Annotated in this window: 15 protein-coding genes; 8 read left to right on the top strand and 7 right to left on the bottom strand. The window is 62.4% G+C overall.

The features are described 5' to 3' along the window. Positions 1-6: 6 nt before the first annotated feature. The 4 genes from cdhC (at position 7) to P0D96_RS05190 (ending at position 3,635) form a co-directional block, all read left to right on the top strand. Complete coding sequence (cdhC, locus tag P0D96_RS05205; protein WP_408174970.1) at positions 7-936, top strand: 3-dehydrocarnitine:acetyl-CoA trimethylamine transferase CdhC; 930 nt, start codon at positions 7-9, stop codon at positions 934-936. A gap of 86 nt (positions 937-1,022) precedes the next feature. Next, a complete protein-coding gene (locus P0D96_RS05200) occupies positions 1,023-1,988 on the top strand; it encodes an L-carnitine dehydrogenase (protein WP_408174972.1) in 966 nt (321 codons plus the stop codon). Between the two features lie 182 nt (positions 1,989-2,170). Further along, positions 2,171-2,680 (top strand): thioesterase family protein, encoded by a 510-nt coding sequence (locus tag P0D96_RS05195; RefSeq protein WP_408312214.1) that lies wholly within the window; start codon positions 2,171-2,173, stop codon positions 2,678-2,680. After that, entirely contained in the window at positions 2,673-3,635 is a 963-nt protein-coding gene (locus P0D96_RS05190; RefSeq protein ID WP_408174973.1) for an alpha/beta hydrolase, read from the top strand. Before P0D96_RS05195 ends, P0D96_RS05190 begins: the two co-directional genes overlap by 8 nt. A 60-nt stretch (positions 3,636-3,695) precedes the next feature. Here the strand turns inward: P0D96_RS05190 and P0D96_RS05185 are convergent, their stop codons facing one another. The 3 genes from P0D96_RS05185 to P0D96_RS05175 form a co-directional block, all read right to left on the bottom strand. Further along, the gene (locus P0D96_RS05185) at positions 3,696-5,132 is read right to left on the bottom strand and encodes a sensor histidine kinase (protein WP_408312210.1); all 1,437 of its coding nucleotides are present in this window, start codon (positions 5,130-5,132) and stop codon (positions 3,696-3,698) included. 23 nt (positions 5,133-5,155) lie between these two features. Further along, a complete protein-coding gene (locus P0D96_RS05180) occupies positions 5,156-6,118 on the bottom strand; it encodes a response regulator (RefSeq protein ID WP_132377737.1) in 963 nt (320 codons plus the stop codon). Between the two features lie 301 nt (positions 6,119-6,419). Beyond that, positions 6,420-7,094 (bottom strand): HAD family hydrolase, encoded by a 675-nt coding sequence (locus P0D96_RS05175; RefSeq protein ID WP_132377739.1) that lies wholly within the window; start codon positions 7,092-7,094, stop codon positions 6,420-6,422. 141 nt (positions 7,095-7,235) lie between these two features. Here P0D96_RS05175 and P0D96_RS05170 point away from each other — a divergent pair, with 141 nt between their 5' ends. After that, positions 7,236-8,264, top strand: coding sequence for a MerR family transcriptional regulator (locus P0D96_RS05170; protein WP_408312206.1), 1,029 nt, complete (start codon positions 7,236-7,238; stop codon positions 8,262-8,264). Between the two features lie 118 nt (positions 8,265-8,382). Next, the gene (locus tag P0D96_RS05165; RefSeq protein WP_408312203.1) at positions 8,383-9,174 is read left to right on the top strand and encodes a hypothetical protein; all 792 of its coding nucleotides are present in this window, start codon (positions 8,383-8,385) and stop codon (positions 9,172-9,174) included. 225 nt (positions 9,175-9,399) lie between these two features. Here the strand turns inward: P0D96_RS05165 and P0D96_RS05160 are convergent, their stop codons facing one another. The 3 genes from P0D96_RS05160 to P0D96_RS05150 all read right to left on the bottom strand — a co-directional run bounded on the left by P0D96_RS05160 (position 9,400) and on the right by P0D96_RS05150 (position 15,995). Beyond that, positions 9,400-11,688 (bottom strand): hypothetical protein, encoded by a 2,289-nt coding sequence (locus P0D96_RS05160; RefSeq protein ID WP_408312200.1) that lies wholly within the window; start codon positions 11,686-11,688, stop codon positions 9,400-9,402. Between the two features lie 1,638 nt (positions 11,689-13,326). Further along, a complete protein-coding gene (gene msrA, locus P0D96_RS05155) occupies positions 13,327-14,067 on the bottom strand; it encodes a peptide-methionine (S)-S-oxide reductase MsrA (RefSeq protein WP_408312197.1) in 741 nt (246 codons plus the stop codon). Positions 14,068-14,120: 53 nt separating this feature from the next. Continuing rightward, a complete protein-coding gene (locus P0D96_RS05150; RefSeq protein WP_408312194.1) occupies positions 14,121-15,995 on the bottom strand; it encodes a cytochrome c biogenesis protein DipZ in 1,875 nt (624 codons plus the stop codon). A 266-nt stretch (positions 15,996-16,261) separates the two neighbouring features. On the opposite strand from P0D96_RS05150, the gene P0D96_RS05145 reads away from it, so the two are divergent. Both P0D96_RS05145 and P0D96_RS05140 read left to right on the top strand, forming a co-directional pair. After that, the gene (locus P0D96_RS05145; RefSeq protein ID WP_408312190.1) at positions 16,262-17,008 is read left to right on the top strand and encodes a response regulator transcription factor; all 747 of its coding nucleotides are present in this window, start codon (positions 16,262-16,264) and stop codon (positions 17,006-17,008) included. Next, complete coding sequence (locus P0D96_RS05140; protein WP_408312187.1) at positions 17,005-18,501, top strand: HAMP domain-containing sensor histidine kinase; 1,497 nt, start codon at positions 17,005-17,007, stop codon at positions 18,499-18,501. The genes P0D96_RS05145 and P0D96_RS05140 overlap by 4 nt, the downstream gene beginning before the upstream one ends. A 42-nt stretch (positions 18,502-18,543) precedes the next feature. Here P0D96_RS05140 and P0D96_RS05135 read toward each other — a convergent pair whose 3' ends face one another. After that, positions 18,544-19,203, bottom strand: a complete 660-nt coding sequence (locus tag P0D96_RS05135) for a M24 family metallopeptidase (protein ID WP_408312184.1) — start codon at positions 19,201-19,203, stop codon at positions 18,544-18,546. Positions 19,204-19,219: the final 16 nt, after the last annotated feature.

Raw genomic sequence — 19,219 nt, 5'->3', positions numbered from 1 at the left:
GTTCGCATGAATCATGAAGTCATCGTGACCTGCGCGGTCACCGGCGCAGGCGATACCGTCGGCAAGCATCCGGCCATTCCCGTCACGCCGAAGCAGATTGCCGAGGCCGCCATCGAAGCCGCGAAGGCCGGCGCCACCGTTGCGCATTGCCATGTGCGCGATCCGAAAACGGGACGCGGCAGCCGCGATCCGCACCTGTATCGCGAGGTGGTCGACCGGATTCGCTCGTCGGGCACGGACGTGATCATCAACCTGACGGCCGGCATGGGCGGCGATCTGGAGATCGGTCCCGGCGAAGACCCGATGCGCTTCGGCGCGAACACGGATCTGGTCGGGGGTCTCACGCGCCTCGCGCATGTCGAGGAATTGCTGCCGGAAATCTGCACGCTCGATTGCGGCACGCTCAATTTCGGCGACGGCGACTACATCTATGTATCGACGCCCGCGCAATTGCGAGCCGGCGCGCAGCGTATCCAGAAACTCGGCGTCAAGCCTGAGTTGGAGATCTTCGATACCGGCCATTTGTGGTTCGCCAAACAATTGCTCAAGGAAGGTCTGCTCGACGCGCCGCCGCTGTTTCAGATTTGCCTTGGCATTCCCTGGGGTGCGCCCGCCGACACCACGACCATGAAAGCGATGGCCGACAACCTGCCGCCCGGCGCGCAATGGGCCGGCTTCGGCATCGGCCGCATGCAGATGCCGATGGTCGCCCAGGCGATGCTGCTCGGCGGCCACGTGCGCGTCGGCCTCGAAGACAACATCTGGCTCGACAAAGGTGTGCCCGCAACGAACGGCACGCTGGTGCAACGCGCGGTGGAAATCATCGAACGGCTCGGCGCACGCGCGCTGACGCCCGCCGAAGGACGCCGCAAGCTCGGTCTGCCCGCGCGTGGCGAGCGTCAATTGGAGCGGCGCGCGGTGGGACAGTACGCTTAGTCGATTGCGAGAGTCGCACCGCGCGTTCGATGCAACGCGCTTCTTTCTGAACCAGACAACACACAGGCAAAAAGGAAACGTCAGCAATGGCAGTGATCGTCGATATCAAAACATTCGCGGCAATCGGCGTGGGCGTGATCGGCAGCGGCTGGGTGGCGCGCGCGCTCGCGCACGGGCTCGATGTCATCGCGTGGGATCCCGCGCCGGGCGCCGAGAAGCAGTTGCGCGAGAACGTCGCGAACGCATGGCCGGCGCTGCTGCGCGTGGGGCTTGCCGAGGGTGCGTCGCCCGAGCGATTGCGCTTCGTCGATACGATCGAGGCCTGCGTCGGACAGGCGGATTTCATTCAGGAAAGCGCGCCTGAGCGCGAGGAGTTGAAGCTCGCCTTGCACGAGCAGATCAGCCGCGCGGCGAAACCGGATGCGATCATCGCTTCGTCGACGTCGGGTCTGTTACCGAGCGATTTTTACGCGCGGGCGGTGAATCCGCAGCGTTGCATCGTCGGGCATCCGTTCAATCCGGTGTATCTGCTGCCGCTCGTCGAAGTGCTGGGCGGCGAAAGCACCGCGCCGGAAACCATCGACGCCGCGCTGCGGGTGTATCGTGCGCTGTCGATGCGGCCGCTGCGCGTTCGCAAGGAAGTGCCGGGCTTTATCGCCGACCGCCTGCTCGAAGCGCTGTGGCGCGAGGCATTGCATCTGGTCAACGAAGGCGTCGCGACCACCGGCGAAATCGACGACGCGATCCGCTTCGGCGCGGGCATCCGCTGGTCGTTCATGGGCACGTTCCTGACGTACACGCTGGCGGGCGGCGATGCGGGCATGCGCCACTTCATGCAGCAATTCGGACCCGCGCTGGAGCTGCCCTGGACTAAACTGGTAGCACCGAAACTGACGGACGAGCTGATCGACCGGGTCGTAGACGGCACGGCCGAGCAGGTCGGGCCGCGGTCGATCAAACAGCTCGAACGTTACCGCGACGATTGCATTACGAGCGTGCTGGCGGCGATTGCGGAGGCGAAGGCGCGGCATGGAATGCTGCCGGCTGACTGAGGGGGACCGCGCGGAAGGACCGGAAGGCGCGCAAGGACCAAAGAGCACGGAAACGGCGGAAGGGCCGCGCGTACTCAAGGGCGCGGAAGCCACAGATGGCGCGCCACCCGCGCTAAGCGTCAGCGACGCATGACCCCGCCCCCAGCCACCGCCATTGAAACGAATAACGGAGACGATTGCCGATGCCGCAACCCGCAGCCCTGCCTAGCTATCGCGACACGGTGCGCGCCGAATGGGTCGATTACAACGGCCATTTGCGCGACGCGTTCTACATGCTGATCTTCAGCTTCGCGACTGACGTCCTGATCGACCTGATCGGTTTGCCGGACGCAGTGCGCAAAGAACGCCAGCGTTCGATCTACACGCTCGAAGCGCATATCAACTATCTGCACGAGATCAAGGAAGGCGCGCAAGTGCGCGTCGACATGCGCTTGCTCGGGCACGATGCGAAACGGCTGCATCTGTACCTCGAGATGTTTGCCGACGATGGCGACGAACCGGTGGCAGCAGGCGAACAGATGTTGCTGCACGTGGATACCAGCGGCCCGCGCGCCGCCGCATTCGATCCGGACGTCGCGGCGCACGTGCGGGCATTGGCCGACGCGCATGCCGCATTGCCGCCCGCCGCGTTTGCCGGCCGCGTGATCGGCTTGCCCGCGAGGACAAAGCCCATTGGGAGTGGACATGCTTGAGCCAGAGATTGCCGCGTTCATCGAAAGAACCGCCGCGATTTATCCGGGGCATTCGACTTCGTTGACGCCGGCTGAACAGCGCAAGATTTACGACCGCTACGCCGCGGCACTCACGCCTGCGTTGCCGGATGAAGTCGTGACGCAGGACGCCGAATTCCAAACCGGCGCGGGCCATTCGATCGCGCTGCGGCTGTACCGCAACCGTGCAAGGCATCAGGAGGCGTCGCGTGGCGCCGTGCTGTATTTTCACGGCGGCGGCTTCGTGCTCGGCTCGCTGGACAGCCATCAGATCGTGACCGCGCGCCTTGCCGCGGACACCGGTCTCGATGTGATCGCAGTCGACTACCGGCTAGCCCCCGAACACCCCGCGCCGGCCGCGCACGACGATTGCATGGAGGTCACGCTCGCCGCTTTGGCAGGGCGCTTGCCGTTCGATCTGCATGCCGGCGCGCCGCTGCAACTGGCAGGCGACAGCGCCGGCGCCACGCTCGCAGCCAGCGCGGCGATGCGGCTGCGCGACGAGGCCATTCAAGGCGTAAGCGGCCTCGCTCTCGTCTATCCGATGCTCGGCACCGAACCGCAACTGCCCGCACGCGAAACCGAAGCGCAGGCGCCGATGCTCAAGCTGGCCGACGTTCATGCGTTCCGCGATCACTATTGGGGCACCCATCCGCCCTACCCCGCGTGGACGATCCCTCTCGATGCGACGCGCTACGACCGCCTGCCGCCGACGCTGGCGATCGGCGTCGAACATGATCCGTTGAGGGACGACGCGCGCGTGTTTGTCGAGCGTATCAACGCGGCCGGTGGCGAGGCGCGGCTCCTGATCGGCGCCGGGCTCGTGCACGGATGCTGGCGCGCCATCGAATCGAGCCCCGGCGTCCAGAGGTTCCACGAAGAGGTATGCCGTTTTCTGTCCACCCATGCGACGCCGGCGTCGTCCGCGGCTCATTAATTCGAGTTCAGGCCACCCGATAGTCGGTCGCAACGGCCACCGCTTTCAACTCATGGACTATCAGTTTGGACGGCGGCGTGGCGAGCGTGCGGGCGCCTTGCGCAGTGCGCGATCGGCGGGCGTGTCCGGTGCCGGCAACCGCACGGTGAAGGTCGTGTGAATGCCTCGTATCGAACTGCACTCGATGCTCCCGCCCAGCAGCTCCGTCGCGCGCCGGCAGAACGCGAGTCCCATGCCAGCGCCACTGCCATGCCGCTTAGTGGTGAAGAAGGCGTCGAAGATATACGGCAGGACATCAGGCGCGATGCCCGGTCCGGTGTCGCGGAATTGCAGCACGCAGAAGTCCTGATCCTGAACGGCGCTGATCGTGATCTCGCCATCGCCACCCACGCGAATGGCATGCAACGCGTTTTTCAGCAGGTTGAACAGCACGTAAACCACGACCGTATCCGAGCCCGAAAAAGACATGGCGGGATCGATGGGTATCACCGTGACACGCTCACGCTCGCCGCCGCTGAACGGATACCGCTCCAGCGCCGACATCACGCACTGGTGCACGGAATGCCGGCTGAAGCCGCCGCGGTCCAGTCGATCGAGCGTGAAAGACGCGAGCGCCATTTCGACCATCGCGCTGGTGCCGGAGACTTCGCGCCGGATCGCCGTCGCAAGCTGGCCGATGCGCTCGGATTGTCCGGACTCGTCGTGATCGTCATACAGCCCATGCGTAACGGCCGTCCGGTAGCCCTTGAACACGTGGCCCCATACGCTGGCGATTTCGTCGGCGTGCATGCCGATGGTCGCGAGCGGCGTCGAGATCTCGTGCGCGATGGTCGCCGCCACGGCATACGGGTGAATCAGGTGATACCGGACGATGGTGATCGCCAGCAGCCCAAGGCTCAGGCCGATGAACAGGACGCCCGGCGGATAGAACCCGAAGCCGTAGTTGACCGCGTAATCCATCGCGGCAAACGAGTACAGGCAAAGGCTCGCCAGGCACAGATCGAAACGCCGGCGCGCGTCGCCCTCCGCCTTCTGGCGCGCGGCGAGCAGAAGCTGCGCGCTGCGCCCGGCCAGCAAGACGGTTTGCACGACATGCACGGGATGCAGCGGCCCCGCGACCGGATAGTAGCCGAAGAAGAAGTGCTGATAGCCGGCCACCACTTCGTTACCGGGCAGCAGTATCGCGAGAACGAAACACAGACCGTACGACGCGAGCAATATCGGCCGCTCACGGCGCTGCGCCGCCACCTCCGTCACGAAGTGGTAGAACGTTGTCGGCAGAAAGAGAATGAAGAGATAGCCGAATCTGACCAGCAGGTCCGCGGTCTGCGGGTTTTCAGTCTGAAACAGCAGCGTCCATGCGCCTTGCCAGGCGAAGGTCGCGACGCACATCAGGATGAACGGCGTGAATAGACGCGTCGCGCCCTGCGTAATCAGAACGTACAGTGCGAACACCACGAACATCGCGGACACGAAGGCAGGCGGAATGGCGTACATGTGGCTCAACGTGTCGGCAAACTTTAGCGGGTCCGCTCATTCCGCCATTGCGCGAAGGTCACGAGGTCGAGGCCCACGTCGGCCCTGTCGATCGGGGTCCAGCAATAGAAAACGTCATCCCAGCCCGGAATGGTCCGCGGCGTCAGCGTCCTGACGGTCATGCCGGAGCGATACGCCAGGTTCGGCCAGAAGATCGGCATCACCTCGCGCACCGCCATTTGCTTCAGGAGTTCGGCCGGGCCGTCCTCGTCCGCGACGATTTCGCCTTGGGAAATCCAGTCGTTCTCAGCCCACGCGACGAAAACGCTCGGGTTGCCGGCGCGATCGAACATCAGAATGGCGTCCTGTTCCGGGCGCCAGTAGTACTCGACGATACCGTTCGCGGCCACCACCTCGTCGATGACCTTGCGCGTTCGCGAGTCGCAATACGTCATGCCGTTCTCGCCCAAGGCCAGCCAGCCGCCTTCCGAACAATGCCGGATTTTGGCGTCCTTCAGGAAATGGGCCAGCCGGTTAGCGGAGTCGGTATCCGTCTTTCTCAGGTATAAATCGACGATTCCCGCGTTAAAGGCTTTGACTGCGACGGTTTCGTCCGCGACTCCGGTCAGCAGCACTTTCGCGCAGCGCAGATTGGAGATGGACGAGAGGAATTCCACGCCGTTCATGCCGGGCATGTCGAAATCCACGACCACCGCTGCTACTTCCGCGAAACGGGAGCGGCGGGCCAGGATGTCCCGTTCCGCGGCGGTTTCCATGTAGCGCTCAAAACCCGTCTCGCTCACGCATGCCGACGCCGGCGCGAACTCCAGCGAATTTTCGCGAGCATGCTGACGGATGAAGGCAAGCGCGGTTTGCGGCCGCGTAAAAAACAGATTGGTGGCGGTGTCCGGAAAGAAACGCCGCAGGGCGTCGAGGTAGCTGTCGTTGTCATCCACGAAAACAACCGTCGACGGATAGATAACAGGTGGTCGGATAAAATTGTTCATATTTTCACGTGGTTCGTCACGCCCCCGCTGGAGGACAACCGCGGCAGGCCGCCCGCCGTAGGGTCACAGCAACCCGCACGGCAGCGCCCTATTTGCCGCCTCCGGTTCCCGCATGTTCGCATATGGAACATTCCGGCGCGCCTCGGACCTGCTTATAGGCAGAATTCTCTCACGCCGGTCGCCAAGGCGGTTTTCCGCTGAACAATATAGTACAGGGCCTTGACACCGATCGTGCGAACTCGCCACGGCGATCAACGGCAGCGCTTATGCGTTCTGGGAATCCGCGATAAAGAGCCGCCCTTTACGGCCGCGACGCAACCTCGTCCAGATGCTCCAGCAGATCGGCGGGATCGTCGTAGACCCGCAGTGCGCCCGCCCGTTCGAGTTCCTCCGTGCCGTACCCGCCCGACAGCAAGCCCACACCCAGCGCACGACAGCGCCGCGCCGCGAGCATGTCCCAGATGCTGTCGCCGACCACGACCGTGTTTTCGACCGGCACGCCGAGCCGCCCGGCCGCGGCGATGAACAGATCCGGATCCGGCTTTGCATATTTGACGTCGTCGCGCGTCACGACCACCGCCTTCGCGGGATCGACACCCAGCGCCTCCAGATTGAGCGCCGCCGTCTCCATGCGGCCGCTCGTCGCCACGGCCCACGGCGTTCCGGCTTGCGTCAGCGCGTCGAGCAAGGCCCGCGCGCCCGGCAGCGGACATACCTGCGCGCGCAATCGCTGATAGGCCGCGGCGTGAGCATGACGAAGACGCTCCACCCGCTCGGCGCTGATTTCACCGTGCGTTTCCCGCAGAAGCTGATTGGTGAAGAGCCCGCCGCTCATGCCGATCTTGCGGTGAATTCGCCAGACCGACAAAGGAATGCCTTCGCTGTCGAGCGCTTCTTTCCAGGCCAGCACGTGCTGGTAGACGCTGTCGACCAGCGTTCCGTCGAGATCGAAAAGGAAAGAGGTCTGGATCCGCATGGTGTGCTCCTGTTGATGACTCCGTTCGCCAATATGCCATGTCCCGGGGTTCGCCGGTCGCGCGAATCCGGCCTCGATTCCCTTGACCCTCACGTAGCGTAAGGTTCTAACCTCCAAGGTGCACACTGACCGGAGGCTCGAATGCTGTTGAAAGTGGGAGAACTTGCGAAGCGCAGCGGACTGACCGTCCGCACGCTTCACCACTACGACGCAATCGGACTGCTCACAGCTTCGGCACGTGCTGAGAACGGCTACCGGCTCTACGACCGCAACGACGTCGCCCGGCTTCATCAGATCCAGGCGCTGCGCCGTTTCGGACTCGCGCTCGCCGAGATTCACACCTGCCTGACGCAACCGGAGACGCCGCTGGTGTCGATCGTCGCGCGGCAGATCGCCATGCTCGACAGCCAGATTGCCCAGGCGAAGCGCTTGCGCGAACGCCTCGTCGACCTGCACGGCGTGTTGCTTGACGGCAAGGAACCGGAGCTGACCGATTGGCTTATCACGTTGGAGTTGATGACCATGTACGACAAGTATTTCTCCGAAGACGAACTCGCACGCATGCCGATGTACCGCAATAGCCAGACGCCGAACCCGGAATGGACCGAACTCATCGGCCAGGTCCGCACCTTGATGGACAGCGGCGCGCCACCCGAGGGCGACGAGGCGCGCGCCTTGTCGATGCGCTGGATGACGATGCTCGTGCGCGACACGAATGGCGACGCGCGCCTGCTCGCCAAGCTGAATCTGATGCACGACAACGAACCGTCGATGCAGACGCACGTCGGTATTTCGACGCAGTTGCGCGACTACGCGCTGCGCGCCTTTAGCGAAACCAAGCTGCTGATCTACGAGAAGTATCTGTCGCCCGAGGAGATTCGCTTCATGCGCGCCAATTACGGCAAGCGCGCGATGGAATGGCCGCAACTGATGGCCGACGTGCGCGATGCGATCGACGCGGGCGTCGGACCGCAGACATCGCGAGCGCGCGAGCTTGCGCTTCGCTGGCTCGAACTTTTCAGAAGCTACGCGGGCGACGATCCACGTACGCAAGCCAAGTTCCGCCATGCGCTGCAAACGGAGCCGGAGTTGATAGCCGGCACATGGGCGGATGAAACGCTGCTCGCTTTCATCCGCGAGGCGATGGCGAACGTTGCGCAGCCGCTTTGATGTGACGAGCGGCTTCCCGTCGATTTCGGCCGGCCGGGAGTTCAGTGGTCTGAACTGGGTCGATTCTCGCGCTGTGCTGTTCATGCTAGCCTCGTGACTTCCAATTACAGGACGTCGCATGAACACACGTCGATTGCGCCTTCATGGCCTGACCCGGCGACGCACGATCGCGATGCTTGCCGCGTTATTGACCATTTCGACCAGCCTGAATCACTCTTCCCTCGCGCAGACTGAGAACACGACTAGCGTCGAGTATTCCGGCTCAGTCGGCGAAGCGAAGGTCGGCATGACGCTCGTGCTGCATGGGAAGGTGGTCGGCAAAGGGCATTACTTCTACTACCGCTACCTCAAGGACATTGCACTGACCGGCCAAAAGTCCGGCAGCGATCTGACGTTGCAGGAAGCGAACGGCACGTTCAACCTGCACTTCGTGGGCAATGGATCGAACGGCGCCCAGCCACTCGATTTTTCCAATAGCGTGGGCCTTGCCGGCAGTTGGACTGGCGGCGGAAAGACCTTGCCGGTCAAATTCACTCTCGAAGGAATGTCATTCGCAGATGCGAATGCCGGACACCGCTACGGGATGATCACCGACGAAACGGACGACGCATTCGAAGCACGCGCTCAGGGCTTCTATTTCGCCGCTTTGAAAGGCGACCCGAAGCAGGCGGCGCGTTTCGTGCACTTTCCGCTGCGTGTGAACTGGAGCGCGACACATCACGAGATGATAGGTTCGGCGAATCAGCTTGCCGCCGACTGGAATCGCATCTTCACGCCCAAGTATCTTGCGGCGCTACGTGACGCCGTTCCGCACGATATGCCGGTGATCAAGAGCCAGTACGCGATGCTCGGCGCCGGGCTCGCTTTCTTTACGGATAAGGGTGTCGAGGTTTTGAATGCGCAGCGGTAGGCGTTGCGCAGGGTAGAGAATCTTGCAGCGCGTGCCGCTCTCTCCGTCTTTACGCGCGGCGAGCGCGGTCGGACTTCATGGTTACGATCGACGTCGGCGCGCAATGACTAAAGGGTGCCGTCGCCGACCTGACCGTGATGCGTAATCGACGCGCCGCCATTTCGGCGGCGCGTCGATCGTTTTCAGCGCTTATTGGACTGCTTATTAGCGCGCTAGTTGAGCCGCTTATTGGCCCGTGTAACCGAGCGGAACAGTCGCATTGGCCTTGGCAACCGTGGCGTTGTTCGACACGATGTACTGCGGCACTTCGGTGAGGGTCAGCGCGACCTGGCCGTTGGTGTAGGCAACCGTGCTGACATTGCCGTAACCATCGATCTTCGTCACATTGCCCGACGTGCCAGCGTTGTCGACCTGCAGCGAATAGCTGGTCGAATAGCTCTGGCTATACGTGCCGTTGCTCGTCGGCCACTGCGCGTTGTTGTGCGTCCACGCCGCGGTCACGACCTTGCCGTTGCCCAGTTGCTGGAACCCGTACGCAAAGACTCCGGCAGGCGCGCTCTTGATGCGGCCCAGGGTATTCGTGCCGTCGAGAACACGCGTCATCGTTGCGAAGGCCATCGCTTCAGGCTTCGGCGAAAGGTTCGTCGCACCGAACGCGCCTTGTGCGTTGTTCAGGTCGAAGAACGAGCCGTATCCCACTTCGCCCGGATAGTCGGGACCGTAGAACAGAGTCGTGACCTGTGCACCGCCGCCCAGCACGATGATATGCGCCCGCACGCCGACCGCCGCATGCGCGAACAACTGGTTCTGCGACGGCACATTCGGACCGTAGTTGAGACCCGGATCGTAGCTCACGCCGGCTTCCGTGAAGAAGAGCTTCATATTCGGCTTGCCTGCCTGCATGACCGAACGCAGTTGCGTCATCTGGTTGTCGAGCGCGTTGGCCTGGTTCGCCGGATTCGGATCGGAGTCCTGCAATTCAGGCGGATGGGCCGGGTACGTACCCGCATTCCAGTAGCCATGCGTTGAGACTGCATCGATGTAATTCCACAGACCGAGTGCGCCGAACTTCTGCAGATAACCCGTTGTACAGGTGTCGCAATTCGCGGCGAACGGATTGCCGGTGCCCATCACGACTGCATTCGGATCGGTCGAGTGAATGCCCTGGTAAGCAGCCTTGTACATGGCGACGAAGTTCGCGTCGCTATCCGCCCAGCCGAGGCTCGGTTCCCAGGTTACCTGATAGTAGTTCTTTTGCTGATTCGGGTAATTGGCAGCGCGGATCAGGCTCGTATCGGTGCCGACCTTGCTCATGAAGGTCTGGAACTCAGGCATGTTCGACGGCGCATAGTAGCTGTCGTTGAACTGACCGGTCTTCGAATCCCACGCCGGCAGTCCATCGAGACGCACGATACGCATCTGATCAGGATTGGCCTTGTAGAACGGATCGAGGTCGTTCACGTTCGGCGTATACGTATTGGGACCGTTGGGTTCCATGGCCGATACCTGACGGTCGTCGATCGTCCACGAGATGCCCAGAGCGTGCAGCGCGGCGATGTTGCCGTTGAAGCCCTGCATGCCGAAGCGGTGCTGATCCTGATGCGCATACGTCACGGTGCCCAGTGCCGAACTGAGGTTCGGCAACACGCCGAACGTCGCGATACCGACCGGCCGCGTGCCGCTTCTCGGCAACGTGCCGCCGTTCGAACGCAAGGTGGCGGTGAGTGCGCCATAGCCGGACCACGTCGACGTACACGGAATCGTGCTGGTCTGTACGCCTGCCTTGACTGCAAAACTGCCTTGCGTCTTGATCGCACCGTTGGAATCCGCTACGGACCAGACGACGGTATCCGCGCTCGGTGCGTTCGTGGTAATCGCCAGCTTGAACGGGGCGTTGTTCTGGAACACGCGCAGGCCGTCGGTGGTGGGCGTGTCGGCGCTGATCACGCCGTTCGCGGTTCCGCCGGCCGTTTGCGTCGGCGCGCTGCACGACATGGCCGAGCCGCCCGGCGTCGGGGACGGCGTCGCGCTCGGAGTCGGACTCGGCGCGGGAGTCGGCGTCGGGGTCGGTGTCGGCGTCGGCGTCGGCGTGGGCGTCGGGGCCGAGGCCGGAGTCGGCGTGGGAGTCGGCGTGGGCGTCGGCGTGGGGGTCGGGGTCGGGGTCGGGGTCGGGGTCGGGGCCGGAGTCGGCGTTGCGGCAACCGCTTTAACCCAGCAAGACTTGCCATAGCCGAACGCGGGGTCCGACTGCGACACTGCGCCGACGTAGCAGCCGACACCGTTGCTGAACGTGCGCGGCGCGCTCAACATCACCGAGGGCGAGGTGGGCGGAACCGCACCGAACACAACCGAACCCGTTCCGAGGAATGAGCACTTGCCATTTTCCTGCGCGCACAACTTGTATTGCTGCCCTGAGACCGTGATGGTGCTTGCCTGAGCCTGCGCGCTTTCCGCGGCAAACGATGCCAACACTGTTGCCGATGCAACGCCCAATAGTTTCAAGTATCTCGTCATTGTCCGTATGTTTCGCTAAAAGCAGGTTGTCCCCGAGAATTCAGCAAGATCGATCAGTCGTCCCGCCTTGACGTTATTGAGTCCAGAGAGAGGTGAACCTGAGAACGCGCTGACCGCGCTCATTGCTGATGAAGCTGAAGCTTTGATGTGCTGCTATCCGGTAGCGGACGCACTTGCCATCCGCTCGCATGCCGACTTTCGCCGAGCAGCGGCGCAACGTGCACCAACTCCACCTGTGCGCACCGATAGCGTAAAAAACTCTGTCGGCGCCGGGATGAAGAATCCCGCCGATCGAATGACTGGGAAAACATCACAAGGGGTCAATGCATGCCGCTGACGCGACTCGAACATCTGGCGAGGCTCGCACTGACAGGTCAGCGCACCTCAATTTGATAAACAAATTTCGCGCCAATATGCGCGACTTAAAAGTTAGGATAACGAAAAATTAATGCAATTTTTTTTCGTCCACCGTTGACAGCCCGTTATTGACGTGAACCCGTCGACTCGACAGCGACCGAGGGGCGCCCTCGCCTCGCGAGGCGGGTTCGGAACCCAAAAAACCGATCGACCCGCGGATTTTCTTCGCGCGATCCAGCGGCAGCGAAAGTGTTGATGCGTCAAATCGAAGCGAGCCACGCCTCCGCCAACGCCGCTTCGCGCTAAGAAAAGCGGCCTATCGCAGCGCAGCAACCGGTGATGTAACTGTTACAGAAGAGGCAGTGATCGACCAATCTGTCCGGTATTAGTTACAGAAGTTTTTGGCAGACGAATTATAAACGTTTCATCCGCGTAACGTGTCCGATTCAAGGGCGATAAGTGATAATTACAAAAAATTTCAATAGTATCCGTCCGAAGCTTTTCCAAACGAGAGTGAACGGAAAAGCTCTACCTCATGGCGCGCGTGAAAACGTAAATATTTGATTTATCAGCTCATTGAGGGTATTTTTGTTCGTCGTTTTTGCTCGCGCGCAATTCTTATATTGGTAATACAAATATGCTGAAGCCGTTGCCAACCGCTTGGCCCGAACAAACCGGCCAATTCGAACGAAATGCAGAAATAGGTTCGCATCCTTTTTTATCGGAAATTCAGTCCGTCCCAGGACACAATGGACTGAAAAATCGATGCGCCGATATTCCCGCATTTAGTTTGGATGACGAACCAACAGCGACCAGCAAAGTCGACGCGGCATCTGCACCGGCAACACATCCGCCGACAGCTCTTTTCGGCGATCTTCTCGAACTACTAGCTGTTGGATACGCTGATCTCCGGCGAGGGCATGCTGACGGCGGAAGCGCAAGACTATCTAGAACGCCTCGAAATCGTCCACAAGGTGTCGGTTCGCGACGGCGTGCGCCACTTCCGATCTGTCGACCGACCAGCGCAAATGGCTCGCGCTGGTGCACGCGTATCTGGAGCGCCGGCAGGTGATAGTGCTCGACGAATGGGCCGCCAACCAGGACCCGAGCTTCCGCTGGATTTTCTATAGCAAGATCCCGCCGGACCTGACGCGTCAGGGCAAAACGCTGATCGCGATTTCGCACGACGATCGCTATTTCAGCGCGGTCGACCGTTATATCCGGCTGGAAGACGGCCGCATCGTAGAAGAAGTGCGGCCCGTCCGCGCGTCAGCTCACGCCCTATCGCGCCGCCGTCACAAACAACACCGGATCGTTGCGATACAGATCCGGAAACATCCGTTTCAAGTCAGTCACTTTCGGCAGATCGTTGATCGCGATGTACGGGTAGTCCGGATGCAGCGCGAGGAAGTTCTGGTGATAACTTTCCGCCGGATAAAACCCCTTGAAGTCCTCCACGCGAGTCACGACTTTCGCCGAGAACACATGAGCGTTGTCGAGCTGCGCGATATACGACTGCGCGATACCGCGCTGCGCTGCATTCACCGGAAATATTGCCGAACGATATTGCGTGCCGTGGTCGGGGCCCTGATAGTCCAACTCGGTAGGATTGTGCGCGACCGAGAAGAATATCTGCAGTAGACGTCCATACGTGATCTGCGCCGGATCGTAAGTGATCTGCACCGACTCCGCGTGTCCCGTATCGCCGTCGCTGACGGTTTCGTATTGCGCCGTGGATGCCGCGCCACCGCTGTAACCCGACGCGACCTGCTTCACGCCGCGCACATGTTCGAACACGCCCTGCACGCCCCAGAAACAGCCGCCCGCGAACACCGCCGTTTCACTGTGCGTCGTACCGACTTTCTCGTCCTGTACGGGCACGGGAATCTTCGTGGCGGCTTCGGCCGAATGCGCGACATGCTGCGCGGCCACCACGCCCAGAGCAACGACGACGAGGCCCATGATTCGAGTGACGGAGAAACGCTTCCGCAGCGACGCTGTGCTGGTAGATATCGTGCGCATGGTCAGTCCTTTTGGTCAGTTGAGAGTTGTTGAGGCGGCTCGCTCGCGCCGCCTTAGCCGAACGTGAAGGCAAACGCCTGCACGCCCGGGTCCAGAAACTCGATCGAGAAAGTGTGATCCCCGACTTCGCCGGTTTGCCGCACCAGTTGATAGAGACGCTGTCCGGTCACGGTGCCGCTGCCATCGGCGGCGACGTCGGTGCCGTGCGACGCGCCGGGCGCGGCGCCGTCGACGCTCACGCGAAACCGCACCGGCTTGCCATCCTTGCCCGGACCGAGCACCAGATGCAGGTCGCGTGCATGAAAGCGATACACGATGCGTCCCGACGGGGCCGCGAGCGTGGCGTGCTCCGCGCCCACGTTCCATGAACCGGCGAGACCCCAGTCGTTGACGCCAGGTTGCGACGGCGCTGCATACGTGTGCGTCTTGTCAGCCACTTCCCCGCCCGGCGACGCGAAATTCTCTGCCCGCTGATAACCGACGTAGGTTTCCGGCGATTGCATGTCGGCGTTGTCGGCCGCGGCCTGCACGCCTTGCGCGCCGCCGTTTGCAATACCGATAGCGACCTTCGACGCGTTCGCATGGCCCGCTTCGGTCAGCAGTTGCTGGATCACCTTCTCGGATTCCGCGTAATCGCCTTCGCCGAAATGGTGATAACGGATCTGCCCTTTCGCATCGACGAAATAGTGCGCGGGCCAGTACTGGTTGTTCAACGCGCGCCAGATCGCATAGTTGTTGTCGATCGCGACGGGATAGTCGACGCCGAGGTCGTGCGTGGCTTTCTTCACGTTGTCGATATTGCGTTCGAAGGCGAATTCCGGCGCATGCACGCCGATCACGACGAGCCCCTGATCCTTGTACTTCTGCGCCCATGCTTTGACATACGGCAGCGAGCGCAGGCAGTTGATACACGAGTAAGTCCAGAAATCGACCAGCACGACCTTGCCACGCAAGTCCTGCGTCGTAAGCGGCGGCGAATTCAGCCATTGGACCGCGCCGTTCAACGGGGGCAGCACGCCTTCGACGGGCAGCGGCGCCGCCTCGGCGGCGGTGCGCATCATCGCGCCGCCCTGCGCGGCATTGGCCACGGTGGAATCCGCATCGGCGTTAGCGGCCGGTTGCGGTGCAGGGTTGGCGCTCGCCATCGCGCCGCCGGACGCGTCGCCCGAATTACCCGCGGCCGGCGCTTTGCCCGGCGCCGCGTTCGGCGACAGCTTATCCACGAGTTTCTGTTCGAGCCCGCCAGTTGCGACGGTCGAGACACGAGCGAGTATGCCGGTGTCGAAACCGAGCGCGATCGCCGCGACGCCACACAACATCAACGCGCCGATGCCGCGGCGAATCCATTCCCCCGCGCCCAGCGAACGCTTCATCGCCGTAAACACCTTGCCGCCGATCAGCAGCGCCACCGCCAGCGAACTCGCCGCACCAGCCGCGTAGGCCGCCAGCAGCAACGTCGTGCCGACGCTCGCGCCGCGCAATGCCGCGCCTGTCAGCACGAGACCGAGAATCGGACCGGCGCACGGCGCCCACAGCAGGCCGGTGGCAATGCCGAGCAGAAACGACGAACCCGCGCGGACCTGCTGACCGTCGGCCTGCGCGAAATTCGACAGGCGATTGCCGGCACTGACGAGCGGCCGCATCAGATGATCGGCGAAGCGCGGGAACAGCAGCGTCAGCCCGAAGATCGCGAGCAGTGCGATAGCCAGCCAGCGGCCGTACTGGTTGGCTTGCGTGACCCAGCCGCCGCCCACCGCGGCAAGCGTCGCGACGAGGGCGAAGGTCAGCGCCATGCCCGCCAGCAAGGGCAAGCCGCTGCGCACGAAAGGTTGATCGGCGCGCGCGAAAACGAAGGGCAGCACCGGCAGGATGCACGGGCTGAGAATCGTAAGGGCGCCGCCGAGATAGGCGAGAACGATGAGTAACATGTCAGTTCCGAACGTTCGTTTAGGTCGGTTAAAGTGGGCACGCTGGCTCAGGCGGCAGCCGGTGTGCAGTTCATCCAAAGCCTGATACTGCGGAAAGTGCCCACATCCTAGAGCGCCGCCGGTGTCGAAGTCCTCACGAAAAGTTAAATTAAATGTGATAACTCGCTGCCGGGAAATTTTGCACAATGGCGCAAGGGCCGTTTTTCCCGGCGGCCATGCCCGGCCCCTCTCCTCAACCACGCCCTGAACCGCGGCTGAAGCCCACCATGGACAATTTGAAGCGCATCCTGATAGTCGAAGACGACGTCGACATCGCCAACGTGCTGAGCCTGCATTTGCGCGACGAGCGCTATGAAGTCGTGCACAGCGCCGACGGCAATGAAGGGCTGCGCCTGCTGGAGCAAGGCGGCTGGGACGCGCTGATCCTCGATCTGATGCTGCCCGGCGTCGACGGACTGGAAATCTGCCGGCGCGCCCGCGCGATGACGCGCTATACGCCGATCATCATCACCAGCGCCCGTTCGAGCGAAGTGCACCGGATTCTCGGCCTTGAACTCGGCGCGGACGACTATCTCGCCAAACCGTTCTCCGTGCTCGAACTGGTGGCGCGCGTGAAGGCGCTGCTGCGCCGCGTCGACGCGCTGGCGAAAGACTCGAAAATCGAAGCCGGCAGTCTGCGCATCGCCGGGTTGTCGATCGATCCGCTCACGCGCGAGGCCGCCGTCGACGGCAAGCCGATCGAACTCACGCCGCGCGAATTCGACCTGCTGTACTACTTCGCGCAGCATCCCGGCAAAGTGTTCTCGCGCATGGACCTGCTCAATGCGGTGTGGGGCTATCAGCACGAGGGCTACGAGCACACCGTCAACACCCATATCAACCGGCTGCGCGCGAAGATCGAGGCCGATCCGGCCCAACCCGAGCGCATCCTGACCGTCTGGGGACGCGGCTACAAGCTCGCTGTGCCCGGCGAGCCACCGGCGCCCGCCAGCGCACCGAAGGACCCATCGTGAATCTGACGCTGACCCAGCGGCTCTCGCTCGTTTTCTCCGTACTGTTGCTGGCATGCTGCGGCGCGTCGGCCCTCCTGCAAATCCGCTCGAGCGATCTGCACGAGAAGGAAGTGATACAGAGCCTGTCGCGCAATCTCGCCGACCATATCGCTCATGGCAACTCGCTGATGGACGCCAACGGCTTGCGGCCCGACGCGGTCCGGCAATTGTTCGGTCAGTTGATGAGGGTGAATCCGAGCGTCGAGGTCTATCTGCTCGACAATCAAGGGCGCATCAAAGGCGACGATGCGCCCGCGGGACACGTCAAGCGCGAGCAGGTGAATCTTGCGCCGATCCGGCAGTTCATCGCGGGAGACGCGTTGCCGATTCTCGGCGACGACCCGCGCAGCGTCGACGGTAAAAAGGTGTTCAGCGCAGCACCGCTGCAATTGAGCGGACAGGCGCCGTCCGGCTATATTTACGTGGTCCTGCTCGGCGAGGAACACGATGCGCTCGCCGCGCGCGTGGCGGCCAGTTCCGTGCTGCGCACGACGTTGTGGTCAATGGCGCTAGTCGCCCTGTTGGGATTGCTCGCAGGTTTGACCGCGTTCGGCCTGATCACGCGGCCGCTGCGCCGCCTGACCGACGCCATGCGCCGATTCGATGCGGAGGGCGAGCCCGACACCCAGCCGAGCGTGCCGCGTTCATCGCCGGCCGGTCGGCGCGACGAAATCGCCGTGCTCGAAGCGACGTTCGCGCAGATGGCGCACCGCATCGGCGAACAATGGCGTGCGCTGACGCGGCAGGACCAGCAGCGCCGCGAACTGATCGCCAATATTTCGCACGACCTGCGCACACCGTTGACCTCGCTGCACGGCTACCTCGAAACGCTGTCGTTGAAGTCCGACACGCTCGGCGAGACGGAGCGCAAACGCTATCTGGCGATCGCGCTCGCGCAAAGCGTCAAGGTCGGCCGGCTCGCGCAGGCCTTGTTCGAACTGGCGAGGCTCGAACACGGCAACGTGCAACCCGCGCTTGAACAGTTCTCGCTGGTCGATCTGGTACAGGACGTCTTTCAGAAATTCGAATTGCCGGCCGAAGCGCGGCACATTCAGTTGCGAGCGAATATTCCGCCACGCTTGCCCAACGTCTGCGCCGATCTCGGCATGATCGAGCGCGTGCTGACGAATCTGCTCGACAACGCGATTCGACATACACCCGCTGAAGGATCGATCGAAGTCGATCTCGCGCATAAGGAAGGCAAGGTGTCGGTCACGGTCAGCGACACGGGCCCCGGCATTCCGCCCGAGCAGCGCGAAGGTCTGTTCGAGCGTCCATTCAGTTCGGGCGGCGCGCATCGGGGCGGTGGACTGGGGTTGCTGATCGTCCAGCGCATGCTGCAATTGCACCATAGCCAGATACGCCTGCTCGACACGGCGGGAACGGGCACGACCTTCTGCTTCGAGTTGCCGACGGCCGCTACCCGGTCGAGTGCCGCCGGTGTCCTGATGTAACTTACTTAACGAAGAGCGCCTTGCTTCGCTGCGGATTCAGGCTCAGGCCAGCAAGTCTTCATAGAACGCCCCGAATGGCCGGGTCGGATGGGCAAGCTGGATTTCCAGAATCCACAGGCCGGCGTCCGGACAATCGGCGAAATCGCCCAGGTTGCCGGCCTTGTAGATCGCGTGCGGAAAGTCGCTGACGCGATGGCCCTTGATATCCAGATTCAGACGCCAACCGAGCGCGGCCGCGCGCTGCTCCGCAAAGTCGTATAGCGCTTTTCCGCCAGCGCGGGTCGTGCGCCAATGGTGTTCCACCTCGTCGAATACCGTTTTCGCGGCATCCGCGCAGGCCTTCATCTCAGCGTCGTTGCCGACCACGAAGGTGGCGCCCGCGTCGCCTTCGTGCCCATCCCAAACCACACCGAGGTCGACGAAGAAAATATCGTCTTCCTTGAGCCGCGGGTCGCCTTCCGATGGCTGCTTGAACACCTTCAGGGTGTTTTCGCCAAAGCGCACCAGAATCGGATGCCAGATACGGTCCATGCCCATTTCGTTGAGCACGTTATGGCATTCCGCCTTTGCCTCTGTCTCCAGCATGCCAGGCTGTACCCGTTGCGCCAGCCGGTTCACGGCTTCCCACGTCTTGCCCTGCGCGTATTTCATCGACTCGAGCACGTATCTGCTTCCGACCGCCTGCTTTGCCGCAGCTTCCATCCCATCTCTCCGGTTA

The organism is Paraburkholderia sp. RL17-347-BIC-D, assembly GCF_046027915.1.
Classification (GTDB): domain Bacteria; phylum Pseudomonadota; class Gammaproteobacteria; order Burkholderiales; family Burkholderiaceae; genus Paraburkholderia.
This window is presented reverse-complemented; position numbering and strand designations above follow the sequence as displayed.